Origin of the sequence: Aeromonas sp. s11, assembly GCF_040907945.1 — a bacterium.
Classification (GTDB): domain Bacteria; phylum Pseudomonadota; class Gammaproteobacteria; order Enterobacterales; family Aeromonadaceae; genus Aeromonas; species Aeromonas veronii.
On the sequence record NZ_JBFOCU010000004.1, the window covers coordinates 59,384 to 70,470 of the forward strand.

Genomic DNA, 11,087 nt, shown 5'->3' on the forward strand with positions numbered 1-11,087 from the left:
AAAATGAGTCTGTCAATTCATACCAACTTTGCATCCATGGTTACCCAGAACCAACTGACCACCACCAACAAGCTGGCCAGCACTGCCATGCAGCGTCTGGGTACCGGTCTGCGCATCAACTCTGCCGCTGACGATGCCGCTGGTCTGCAAATCGCTACTCGTCTGCAATCCCAGTCCAACAGCCAGAAGATCGGTATGCGCAACGCCCAGGATGCCATCTCCATGATGCAGACTGCCGAAGGTGCAATGGACGAGATGACCAATATCGTTCAGCGTATGAAGGATCTGGCTACCCAGGCTGCCAACGGCACCAGCAGCGAGAAAGATATTGCCGCCATGAACGCCGAATTTGGCGAGCTGACCAAAGAGCTGAAAAATATCGCCAGCAACACCACCTTCGGTGGCGAAAACCTGCTGGATAGCAAAAACGGCAAGTTCGCCAAGGGTGAAGTGACCTTCCAGATCGGTGGCGCTGACGGCGAGCGTCTGACCGTGTCCATCGGTGATACCTTGAAGAAGGTGGTGGGGGGCAGAACACTGACTGCCGCCGAGCAGGGTATTTCAGTCGATGTTACTACCAAGCAGGGGGAGCTTAAAACCGCTACCGACGACTTCAATACAGAAAATAATAAGTTGCCAGCCCTGCAACTGACACTGACCGATGCTGAAAAGGCACTGTTGGATAACACCGATCCAGCCAAAACTGGTGGATTGCAAGCAGCAGTAACAAACGCTAAAAAAGCGCTGGAAGCACAAGAGACGGCGATCGTTCCTAAAAAAACCGCTATGGATGAGGCTACCAAAGCGTTTGATGGCGCGACTGCAAAATTAATGACTGTGGGTGATGGTCTGGATTCCGAGACGCTGAAAACCGGTCTGAAGTCACAAAAGCATGCCCAGGCTGCCATCGGCGAGCTGGAATCCTTTATGCAGGATATCACCAGCGTACGTTCCGCTTTCGGTGCCAATATCAACCGTCTGGAACACACCGTTAACAACCTCTCCAACATGAAAGAGAATACCGATATCGCCAAGGGCCGTATCATGGATGCCGATTTCGCCACCGAAAGCACCAACATGACCAAGAACCAGATGCTGATGCAAGCTGGCATGTCTGTGCTGGGCCAGGCAAACCAGATGACTGGTATGGTCACCGGTCTGCTGCGTTAATCGTTATAAGGGCCGCTACCTGTGTGGCGGCCTCTTTTCTTCCCCTTGCTGATTGAAAAGTGCTGGCGTAACAGTCTTTTTCAACAAGCAAGTCTTGCCCTGATACCGAAGGAGTTGATATATGCAGGTCGATCCCGCTTCAGCCGCGATGAATATGGTGACCAATGAGCGCAAGAATATGGACAAGCTGCTCAAGGGGCAGTTGGCCAATGTCAAGGCGCAGCAGAGTTCGCTGTCATCCATCAACTCCAAACTCTCCAGCTTTCAGACTCTGCTGAAAGATTTGAACAAGCCAGCGGCTTTGCAGGCCCAGAAAGCCAGCCTTTCACAAGAGGGGATCATGACGGTCTCCAGCAATGGCAAGGCGACCCCGGGGCAATATAACTTTGAGGTCAAGCAACTGGCACAGGCCCATCAGTTCGGGGTGCAACTGGCAGATGAAAAGGCGCTATTGCCAACCACCGGCAAAGTGTCGTTCACCCTTGATGGCAAGGCGTTTGCTATCGACTTGGCGACCTTGCCTGCGGGGGCGACAGCCCAGAGTCTGGTTTCTGCGATAAATGATTCGGCGGATAACCCAGGGGTCAAGGCAAGCCTGATCCGCACGGATGGCAAGGTTAACCTGGTGCTGACCAGCAAAGAGAGCGGAGTAGCCAAGGTGTTTACCCCCACCTATGATGGCGACCCAGCTTCTGCGTTCGGCAAGGCTTTTATCGATGGCAAGGTGATCACCCCGGGTCAGGACTCCATCATCAAGATGGGGGTTGGCGACGGTGCGCTGGAGATCAAATCGCCGACCAACAAAATTGAAAACGTAGTTGAAGGGCTGACGCTGGATCTCACCAAGGTGCAAAAGCCAACCGATGGCCCGATGCAGGTGACAGTGGCTTATGACAATGAAGCCGTCACCGGCTCATTGAAGAAATTTGTTGATAGTTACAATGAGTTGCTGGATCTGTTGAACAAAGAGACATCCACCGATATCAAGGCGAAAGGCGTACTGGCTTCTGATGCCACGGTGCGAGGTTTGAAAGGTGCGCTGGCCAACGCGGTTCGCAATCTGCCTGCAGGCATGACCCTGACTCAGCTTGGTATCAAAACCGAGAAGTCGGGCAAGCTGGTGTTTAGTGACTCTGATTTCAAAAAGTCGCTCGAGAAGGACCCTGAACTGCTGGGCAAGGCGCTGATGGGGGATGACGGTTTGCTCAAGCGGATGAGCAAGGTGCTCGACCCTTTCTCCAAGAGCAACGGGGTGATGGCCACTCGCAAGAGCACATTGGAAGCCAATCAAAAGCGACTTGATGATAAAATGGAGTCGCTGGATAAACGGATGGAGTCTGTTTACAAGCGTTACCTCAATCAATTCACCACCATGAACCAGATGATGCAGACCATGGGAGCACTGTAAGCTTTTCCCCTGGATGCACTGGTTTGAACCTGCAATAGCGAGTGACCCATGTTTGAATCTGAAGATGGCTATGATGCCTATCGATTTGCCGCCACAGAAGCCAAGGCCGCGAGTGCCGATCCATATCAGCTGGTGCTGATGTTGATGGATGGCTTGCTTGACGAGATAGCCAGAGCCGAAGGGCATATCTTGGCCAAACAGTTTGAGCGAAAAGGGTTGGCCATCAACAAGTGTCTGCAGATCCTGGGTGGGCTGGACAGTGCGCTTGATATGAATAAGGGGGGCGAACTGGCGGTCAATCTGCATCGTCTTTATGACTACTGCGGTCAAAAATTGTTCGAAATCAGCGTTTCCAACAATGTTGAGGGATTTGCCGAAGTGCGCAAAATCCTGCAAGAGCTGAAAGAGGGTTGGGAAGCAATGGCGCGTCATCCTCGTTAATACGGAAGTAGTACTTCCTTCCTCTCTGTTCTTCCTCACGCCCAACATATTGAAATTTCTTGGTTCTCGGTCTGGCCCACTCCTTGCTTGTGGGCTGGTTCATCTTCTTTTTGGGGCTCGTCATGTCAGGTATTGCTCCCGTGTTGCGTGAGACCGAACTGCAGACTCGCCAGCGTCAGTTATTGGGGTTGGGTACGCTCTTGCTGCAACAAGCGCAAGCTGGCCAGTGGGATGCAGTCAGGCTAACCGATGGGCGTTTCGCACAATTTGTCTCTCAAGTTAGCCGGAATCCCCAACTCTGGGCTGCGTTGCAACCAGCAAGAGATAAAGCCCGAATTTTGTATCGACAGGCATTGCAACTCTGCGAGCAGGAGACCCAGGTTCGTAAACAGGAGTGGCAGCAGCTTTCTTCGATTCGTGAAGGCTTGACCGCCTACGGTGAGACAGAGCAATGGGATTGATTCAATTTAGCGGTTTTGACGCTGCGTATTCGCCGGATGTCACGGCCTTGAACCGTTTGTCCGGCCAAGCCGGCAGTGAAGGGGAGTTATATCAACCGCTGGATGAGGCGGTTGACCCTCTGGTTGCATTGCCCTTGCCCGAGCTGGCTGCCAGCGATGCTGCGGTAGAGGAAAAAGAGAGCGAACAGCCAAGGATGGAAGGCGACCCGGCTGAACAGCTGCAAGCGTTTACCAATATGCCTCCTCTCTTTGTCAGAGTGAGTGATGCCGATCTTGATGGTTTTCGTTTAAGCAACGTTCAAGCCAGAGGCGAGAGTCATAGTGGTGGTGAGCTTGTCAGAGTGGACAGAGAAAAAAGTTGCCAGCCGGTGGTGGATAACAAATTGCCGCCCTCTCTTCGTGCCTTGATGGGGAGTGCGACCACACTGCCCGAGCAAGAGGTGATGCCGCGTCGTGAAACGGTCTCTGCTGCTGCAGAACAGGCGCTCTCTACGTTGCTTGTCAAATCAAATGGGCAAACCGGTGTATTGCCCGGCCGCTTCACCTTGCCTGTTATGGCTGCCGGTTTGGATATGGGAAGTGTGCCTGACACCGCTGCGGTAGAAAACAGGTTGCCAGATGCTCGCCAGCTGGCAGTCGGACAACTCGCTGCTGTACCGCCGCGTCCTGCCGACTATCAGTGGGCTCCTGTCCGGTTGTCAGACAACCAGAGCCAGTGGGGACAGCAGCTGGTTAGCCTGCTTCAGGACAAGGTTGAACTGCAGGTCAATCAACAGGTGAAACAGGCTCATATCCGGCTGGACCCGCCAGAGCTGGGGCGACTGGAGTTGACCGTCAAGCTCGATGGTGACCGGCTCAATGTCCAGTTGAACGTGACCAATCCGGCTGTGCGCGATGCGATGATCCAGTCGATGGAGCGCTTGCGCATGAGCTTGGCTCCCCATCATGCCGGTGGGGTCGAGGTCAATGTGGGGCAAGGTGGCGAACAGGGACAGCAGGAGCGGTGGCAACAGGAGAAGATCCTGGCTGGCCGCCGCCAGTGGCAGGATGATCCGGATTCCCAATGGGATACGGTGCACGACTGGCTCAATACACTGGTCTGATTTTTAACCCGTAACAGCGAGAGTGGTTTTACATTATGCGGCGTGTCATGAAGTGGTTGATGATATTCGTCATGGCTCTGTGTCTGTTGGCCATACTGGCCTATGGCGCATGGCTTAAGCGCGATGTGGTCGAAGTCTGGCTCGGATTGGCAGAGCCAAAGCCCGAGCTGAGCAGCACTCCGCTGTTCAAGCCGATGGAGCGCTTTGTTATCAGTCTGGAAGGGGGTGAACAGTCTCATTATCTGGTGCTGGAGCTGGCACTGGTGACCTACAACCCGGCGCAGGTTGCCAAGCTGGATGAACTGACGCCACTGATCCGCAATGCCATGGTGCAGTATTTCAGCCACCGCTCCCATGATGACGTAAAAGTCGAGTTGCAGAATATTTCCAAGTTGCAAGTCTCTCTGCGCGACAAGCTGGTCACTACGGTACAGGGATATGGCTATAAGCCCTATCTGGATGAAGTGCTGATCACCAAGGTACTGGTACAGTAGCCACGATATGACTGATTCCGTTTGGGATGCTCAACAAGAGTTTGCCGATACTCCGCAACTTCCTCGCACGGGAGAGCCCGCCATTCTTGCTCGCTATCTGCCCTTGGTGAAGCGAGCCGCCAGCCATCTGCGCAGCCAGGTCAGTGCCTCTTTTGATCAGGAGGACATGGAGCAGGTGGGAATGATGGGATTGCTGGAGGCGTGGCGCCGTTATGGCAGCGAGCCAGATGCCCAGTTTGAAAGTTATGCTTTCAAACGGATCCGTGGTGCCATGCTCGATGAGTTGCGCCGTCTGGACTGGCGACCCCGGCAACTGCGACAGCAGGTGCATGGCCATAATCAGGTGCAGCGTGAACTGCACAATCGTTTGGGGCGCCCCCCCTCAGAACAAGAACTTGCTGCTGCGCTCGACTGTTCGGTGGATGAGGTGCGTCAGTTGTCCTACGCCAGCCAGGCTGAAGCGCTGCAGAGTCTGGAAGAGTGGCTGGAGAATGGCGGCAAGGCGCCAACAACCGAGTCTGATGATGTCGATATGGCGATGACCATCAGCAAGGTGTTGGCCACTCTGGATAAACGCGAGCAGTTATTGCTTTCCCTCTATTACCAGCAAGAGCTCAATATGAAAGAGATCGCGCTGGTGCTGGGATTAACCGAATCCCGGGTTTGTCAGTTGCACAAACAATGCGTACTTCAGCTAAAGCAGCGATTGGTCGACTCCATATAGTAGTGCTTCACCTTTACTGGTGACCCTTCTTGTATCGTGCGGGAACATTCATGCAAAAACAGATTGGCATCGGCGTCATATTAGTGTGCGTGCTGGGTGGCTTCATGATGGCCGGGGGGAACCTCGCCGCCTTGTGGCAGCCAGCCGAACTCATCATCATTATCGGCGCAGCGGTAGGCTCCATGTTTCTTGGCAACTCGAAAGAGGTGATGCATGAAATGTGGCGGCAGATAAAAATGTGCTTCAAAGCCAACAAAGAAGAGAAAGAGGTCTATCGTGAGCTGTTGACTCTGATGCATCAACTGCTTGAAGAGACACGCAATAAGGGGATGAAGGCGCTCGACGAGCATATTGAAAATCCCCAGCAGAGCTCGGTTTTCTTGATGTATCCCCAGATTTCGGAAGATCCCCAACTGCTTGGTTTCATTATCGATAATCTGCGTCTGCTCGGAATGGGCAAGATCACACCCCATGAACTGGATACCGTGCTGGAGCAGGAGATCATGGCCATTGAAGAGGACATGCTCAAGCCTGCTCATGCCTTGCACAAAACCGGCGAGGCCTGCCCGGGCTTCGGCATTCTTGCTGCGGTGATGGGAATCATCATCACCATGCAGCAACTGGACGGCCCTCTGAGCAATATCGGTGTCCATGTGGCGGCCGCTCTGGTGGGAACTTTTATCGGTATTTTCCTCTGCTATTGCTTGCTGGAGCCAATCAGCAACGCCATGGAAGAGATGGTCAAGCGCCGTATCGGCCTGTTGATGTGCATCAAGTCGATCCTGATTGCCCAGTTGCGTGGCAAGACACCGCTGCTGGCCGTCGATTCGGGTCGCAAGATCCTGGAGCCTGAAGTCAAACCAAGCTTCCTTGAGCTGGAAGATTGGGTGACCAACAGGGCGATGTAATGCGCAATCACGAACAGATTATCGTTAAGCGCCAGCAGCGTCGTAACAGCGGTCCCAAAGGGGGCGGCGCCTGGAAGGTGGCATTTGCCGACTTCACGTTGGCCATGATGGCTTTCTTTATGGTGCTGTGGATCCTTGCTGTGTCCAATCAGGAGGAGCGGGAAGTCGTTGCCAGCCGCCTGCGGGACTACAGCATCATGGACAGTGAGGCAAACCCGTTTGATATTCGCAATAGCCCCTATCCTGTCGATCTCGGTGGCAATCCCTCAGTGATGGATGAGCTTAACCCCAAGTTCGATCAGCAGGGTCAGCTGATGCCCAAGCATATGGACCGTAATCAGAGCATTTTTTCTGACGGCCCGGGTGGTGGGTATGAAAAGCTGTTGATAGGTAAGCTTGAGGGTGAAGCCCAGATGAAGCAGTTGGCCAGCTTTATCGACCATCTTGCTGAACAGATGCAGGCGAAGAATAACCTCGAGATTCAAATTGTTCCCCAAGGATTGCGGATCCTGATCCGTGATGACGCGGATCGGGAAATGTATAGCCGCGGCAGTGCCCGCATCAGCCCTTTCTTTCGCCATATGTTGATGGCGCTGGCACCCATATTCCAGCGTATCGAGAATCGGGTCATGATTTCTGGCCATACCGACAGCACACCGTTTGCCGGTGACAACTACAGCAACTGGGAGCTATCGTCAGACCGCGCCATGATGGCAAGACGGGTGTTGCTGGTGGGAGGCATGCCACCTGAACGGGTCGGGCAGGTTGTCGCGATGGCCGATACCATGCTGGAAGATACCCGCAATCCACAAAGCAGCCGTAATCGGCGTATTGAATTGCTGGTCATGACAACTCAGGCAGAAACCAATCTGGAGCAACTTTTCAGCTCCCAAACGCAAGCGGCAGCCACCCATGCCAAGGAGATGATTTCCCATGGACGACCCTGAGATCGAGTTTCCGCTGCATACCTCGCACAATGATCCACGCCGAAAGGTGCCGCGCTGGTATCTGCACGATGGAACAACGCCTTTCGAGTCACAGAGTTGCGGGATTGCGGCCAGATTGCTGATTTCCGGATTGCTGTTTGACAAGAGCATCGGCCGCGCAGTGATAAAAGATATTGGCCCGGGCGGGGTCGGTTTCCTTGCTCCGGCCCGATTTGAATTACCCGAAACGGTGACGCTCTCCCTGTTGCCGCGAATTGCGCTGGATTGCAACATCACTCATCGTCGCGCTATTGGTCGGCAGCTCTGCTTTTACGGGGCTCGCTGGTCATATCCGGAAGAGGTTGATTTGGCTCCGGTACTGAGCCATTGGCGCCACTGTTTCATGGTGCCGCAATTAGCGGCCGCTTCTGCTGAATCCCAAGAGGATCAGGCAAGCGTTCCAGTCTGATCTCGCCTCGACTCATATCAAGCCCCCTGGCAGCTTTCAGCAACAGGGGATCATGCAGACTGTCCAGTGAGACTGCTTTGACAATGGCGGTCGCCCCTTTCTTCTGGTTGGCGGTGGGGGCTTTGCCCTTGCTGTAGACGATAGGGCAATGGGTTATCCCTTGCGCGACAGGGAGTTGCCAGGCCGGATTCCAGCGGCTGGCTTCATTCATTGATACGCCTTTTGCCTGAGCCCACGCGGGCAGTGAGCAGCCGTTCGGATGACGGAATATTTGCAAGTCATTGCCGCTGTGCCATGGCGGAAGTTGAAACTGATAGCTGTCAGCCATATCAAGCAGTCTTGCCAGCGCAACAAAGCGCGCGACATAAAAGCGTGTTTCAGTCGGAAGATCCAGTTCCCATATATTACGTGTCCCCGCTTTTAAAACCGCATTGAGTACCCGCCCTTCTCCTGCGTTGTAGGCGGCCAAAGCAAGCAGCCAGTCATTGCCAAAGAAGCGATACAGCCATGCCAGATAGGAAAGGGCAGCCTCTGTCGCCAATGGCAGTGAATAGCGCCCATCAAATTCGCTGGTGATGGGAATGGCAAATCGGGTGGCGGTATCTGGCATCAGCTGCCAGGGGCCTGCGGCGCCAGCAGAAGAGACCACATCCAATCGGTAACTGCTTTCCAGTAAAGGAACAAAGGCAAGCAAGGGCGGCAGTTTGCGTTCGTGAACCTGTTCCGCGACCCAGCGAATAACGGGCTGTGTCTCCGCAAGACGTTGTTGAAGATAAGGGCGCTGCTTCAGCAAGAATTGCTGCTGCTGACCGACCAAATCTGCCCCTTTACCCTGAATCGGGACAGGGAAACCAGCTTGCCACTGATAATTGTGATAAGCATGGCAAGATGTTGATATCATTAACATCCCGCTCATTAGCAAAAAAACGAGCCGGGTCATGAGGCAATTGTTGAGCAAGGATCGCGCAATAATAAAAACATGATATATCTCAACAGTTTTTTGAATTTAAGGTCGTCTGATCATGTGTAATCCAGGACGTAGCAAGCATGATAACACGAGTAAAAAAGAGCCCAAATTCGGGTAAAGCGATTCAGAAGTTTTTGCTGTATCTGATACTCGCCAATTTCATTCTGATGGGCTTGTACATTGGTTACGCTCAAGAGCTGACATTTGCCACCAATATTCTGCTGACATCCCTGCTGATTATTTACAATCTGTTGCTTTGTCAGTTGGTGTCTCTGCGTGCTCGCCGTTCGAAAGATGGTTACATCATCTATCCAGTGATATGTGTCAGTATTTTGCTCTGTGCAGTGGTATTGTTCCGTTTCATCATATCGCCCAGATAGTGACCGCTCACCGACTTGCTGCTTATTAATCACTTTCTGTTTTTTCAGCAATAACTCTTGGAAAATCAACCTACTCAATCCGCAGCATGCAATTGCTGCGTCAATATGTTCCCTCTGTCCCATCTCCTTGCTTGAAAAGCCCCCTGCACGTCCTTAAACTTCAAGGTGGGGAAAAGTGGATCAAAGTGGTTTTTAGAGGGGCAATCTGCCCGCTCACTCACCTTCAGGGACTGCAATTTGTTGCGTGGCGCTCATGCCATCAGCCTGGACAGTAAAGGGCGGCTGGCAATTCCGACCAAATTCCGTGATTGGCTGCGCGATGAAAGCGACGGCCAACTGGTCTGCACCATCGATATTGCCCATCCCTGTCTGCTGCTTTATCCCCTGAATGAGTGGGAAGAGGTCGAGCGCAAGCTCAAGACCCTCTCCAGCATGAATCCGCAAGAGCGCCGTTTGCAGCGACTGCTGCTGGGACATGCAACCGAATGCGAGCTGGATGGCAATGGCCGTCTGCTGCTCAGTCAGCCACTGCGCAACCATGCGGGGCTGGACAAGAAAATCATGCTGGTGGGCCAGCTCAACAAGTTTGAGCTGTGGGATGAAGCCCGCTGGCAACAACAGGTCAATGACGACATCTTGGGTCTGCCCGGGGACGATTGGGCAAGCTCACCACGACTACAGGATTTCTCTTTATAAATGCCCCAAGCCGCTGAACACATCACTGTGCTGCTGCACGAAGCCGTTGAAGGTCTGGCCATCAAGCCGGATGGTGTCTACGTCGACGGTACTTTTGGCCGTGGTGGTCATTCTCGTCTGATCCTGCAGCACCTTGGCCCCAATGGCCGCCTGATCGCCATCGACCGCGACCCGCAGGCGATCGCCGAGGCCGCCAAGATCCAGGATCCCCGTTTCGAAATCGTGCATGGCCCCTTCTCCGGCATCGCCTCCTATCTGGATGAGCGCGGTTTGCTGGGCAAGGTGGATGGCTTCCTGCTGGATCTGGGGGTCTCTTCACCTCAGCTGGATGATGCCGAGCGCGGCTTCAGCTTTATGAAAGATGGTCCGCTCGATATGCGGATGGACCCCACCTCCGGCCAGAGCGCTGCCGAGTGGCTGGCCAAGGCCGATGTGGATGACATCGCCTGGGTGCTGAAGACCTTCGGAGAGGAGCGTTTTGCCAAGAAGATCGCCCGCGCCATCGTGCATGACCGTGTGACCGAGCCTTATGTGCGTACCCGCCAACTGGCGGAGATGATTGCCCGGGTCAATCCGAGCAAGGAGAAAGGCAAGCATGCGGCAACCCGCAGCTTCCAGGCCATCCGCATCTATATCAACAGCGAGCTGGACGAGATCGAAACCGCGCTCAACGGTGCACTGGAAGTGCTGGCACCACATGGCCGTCTCTCAGTGATCAGCTTCCATTCGTTGGAAGACCGGTTGGTGAAGCATTTCATCCGCAAGCACGAGAAGGGGCCGGAAGTGCCTTATGGCATTCCGTTGACCGAGGCCCAGCTGGCTGGCGGTCGCAAATTGAAGTCGGTCGGCAAGGCACTCAAGCCTTCTGATCATGAAGTATCTGAAAACAGCCGGTCACGCAGCTCGGTGCTGCGGGTTGCCGAACGGCTGGCGGAGTAAG

At 53.9% G+C, this 11,087-nt stretch carries 13 protein-coding genes and 1 pseudogene; 13 read left to right on the plus strand and 1 reads right to left on the minus strand.

The genetic code is table 11. The annotated features are described in order from the left end of the window. Positions 1–3 precede the first annotated feature (3 nt). The 11 genes and pseudogenes from AB5Y84_RS00380 to AB5Y84_RS00430 form a co-directional block, all read left to right on the plus strand. Positions 4–489 (plus strand): annotated as a pseudogene (locus tag AB5Y84_RS00380) (Lateral flagellin); the annotation flags it as partial. 438 nt (positions 490–927) lie between these two features. Then, a complete protein-coding gene (locus tag AB5Y84_RS00385) occupies positions 928–1,170 on the plus strand; it encodes a flagellin (RefSeq protein ID WP_232297811.1) in 243 nt (80 codons plus the stop codon). Positions 1,171–1,291: 121 nt separating this feature from the next. Then, positions 1,292–2,578 (plus strand): lateral flagellar capping protein LafB, encoded by a 1,287-nt coding sequence (lafB, locus tag AB5Y84_RS00390; RefSeq protein WP_368176152.1) that lies wholly within the window; start codon positions 1,292–1,294, stop codon positions 2,576–2,578. A gap of 48 nt (positions 2,579–2,626) precedes the next feature. Then, entirely contained in the window at positions 2,627–3,019 is a 393-nt protein-coding gene (lafC, locus tag AB5Y84_RS00395) for a lateral flagellar export chaperone LafC (protein ID WP_005336195.1), read from the plus strand. Positions 3,020–3,078: 59 nt separating this feature from the next. Beyond that, entirely contained in the window at positions 3,079–3,480 is a 402-nt protein-coding gene (locus AB5Y84_RS00400; protein ID WP_234921483.1) for a LafX, read from the plus strand. Positions 3,481–3,527: 47 nt separating this feature from the next. Continuing rightward, positions 3,528–4,583 carry a flagellar hook-length control protein FliK gene (locus AB5Y84_RS00405; RefSeq protein ID WP_368176153.1) on the plus strand — a complete coding sequence of 352 codons (1,056 nt, stop codon included), beginning with the start codon at positions 3,528–3,530 and terminating at the stop codon, positions 4,581–4,583. Positions 4,584–4,654: 71 nt separating this feature from the next. Next, on the plus strand, positions 4,655–5,077 hold the full coding sequence (gene lafF / locus AB5Y84_RS00410) for a lateral flagellar basal body-associated protein LafF (RefSeq protein ID WP_269428984.1): 423 nt from the start codon (positions 4,655–4,657) through the stop codon (positions 5,075–5,077). 7 nt (positions 5,078–5,084) lie between these two features. Further along, positions 5,085–5,801 (plus strand): lateral flagellar system RNA polymerase sigma factor LafS, encoded by a 717-nt coding sequence (lafS, locus tag AB5Y84_RS00415; protein ID WP_368176154.1) that lies wholly within the window; start codon positions 5,085–5,087, stop codon positions 5,799–5,801. A gap of 50 nt (positions 5,802–5,851) precedes the next feature. Next, on the plus strand, positions 5,852–6,709 hold the full coding sequence (gene lafT / locus AB5Y84_RS00420; protein WP_019444796.1) for a lateral flagellar motor stator protein LafT: 858 nt from the start codon (positions 5,852–5,854) through the stop codon (positions 6,707–6,709). Next, the gene (lafU, locus tag AB5Y84_RS00425) at positions 6,709–7,656 is read left to right on the plus strand and encodes a lateral flagellar motor protein LafU (RefSeq protein ID WP_368176155.1); all 948 of its coding nucleotides are present in this window, start codon (positions 6,709–6,711) and stop codon (positions 7,654–7,656) included. Before lafT ends, lafU begins: the two co-directional genes overlap by 1 nt. After that, a complete protein-coding gene (locus tag AB5Y84_RS00430; RefSeq protein ID WP_005336178.1) occupies positions 7,643–8,104 on the plus strand; it encodes a hypothetical protein in 462 nt (153 codons plus the stop codon). The genes lafU and AB5Y84_RS00430 overlap by 14 nt, the downstream gene beginning before the upstream one ends. Here AB5Y84_RS00430 and AB5Y84_RS00435 read toward each other — a convergent pair. Next, positions 8,037–9,011 carry a lytic transglycosylase domain-containing protein gene (locus AB5Y84_RS00435; protein ID WP_368176156.1) on the minus strand — a complete coding sequence of 325 codons (975 nt, stop codon included), beginning with the start codon at positions 9,009–9,011 and terminating at the stop codon, positions 8,037–8,039. The two genes, AB5Y84_RS00430 and AB5Y84_RS00435, sit on opposite strands and share 68 nt — an antisense overlap. Before the next feature lie 677 nt (positions 9,012–9,688). Between AB5Y84_RS00435 and mraZ the strand changes: the two genes are divergently transcribed. Then, positions 9,689–10,147, plus strand: coding sequence for a division/cell wall cluster transcriptional repressor MraZ (mraZ, locus tag AB5Y84_RS00440; protein WP_013723406.1), 459 nt, complete (start codon positions 9,689–9,691; stop codon positions 10,145–10,147). After that, positions 10,148–11,086 carry a 16S rRNA (cytosine(1402)-N(4))-methyltransferase RsmH gene (gene rsmH, locus AB5Y84_RS00445; protein ID WP_368176157.1) on the plus strand — a complete coding sequence of 313 codons (939 nt, stop codon included), beginning with the start codon at positions 10,148–10,150 and terminating at the stop codon, positions 11,084–11,086. Position 11,087 lies beyond the last annotated feature (1 nt).

Bases quoted from the DNA above. Each gene is read 5' to 3' on its own strand.
- lafU (WP_368176155.1), top strand. From the start codon at position 6,709: ATGCGCAATCACGAACAGATTATCGTTAAGCGCCAGCAGCGTCGTAAC.
- lafF (WP_269428984.1), top strand. From the start codon at position 4,655: ATGGCTCTGTGTCTGTTGGCCATACTGGCCTATGGCGCATGGCTTAAG.
- AB5Y84_RS00435 (WP_368176156.1), bottom strand. From the start codon at position 9,011: ATGTTAATGATATCAACATCTTGCCATGCTTATCACAATTATCAGTGG.
- AB5Y84_RS00385 (WP_232297811.1), top strand. From the start codon at position 928: ATGCAGGATATCACCAGCGTACGTTCCGCTTTCGGTGCCAATATCAAC.
- rsmH (WP_368176157.1), top strand. From the start codon at position 10,148: ATGCCCCAAGCCGCTGAACACATCACTGTGCTGCTGCACGAAGCCGTT.
- lafT (WP_019444796.1), top strand. From the start codon at position 5,852: ATGCAAAAACAGATTGGCATCGGCGTCATATTAGTGTGCGTGCTGGGT.
- lafS (WP_368176154.1), top strand. From the start codon at position 5,085: ATGACTGATTCCGTTTGGGATGCTCAACAAGAGTTTGCCGATACTCCG.
- lafB (WP_368176152.1), top strand. From the start codon at position 1,292: ATGCAGGTCGATCCCGCTTCAGCCGCGATGAATATGGTGACCAATGAG.
- AB5Y84_RS00430 (WP_005336178.1), top strand. From the start codon at position 7,643: ATGGACGACCCTGAGATCGAGTTTCCGCTGCATACCTCGCACAATGAT.
- lafC (WP_005336195.1), top strand. From the start codon at position 2,627: ATGTTTGAATCTGAAGATGGCTATGATGCCTATCGATTTGCCGCCACA.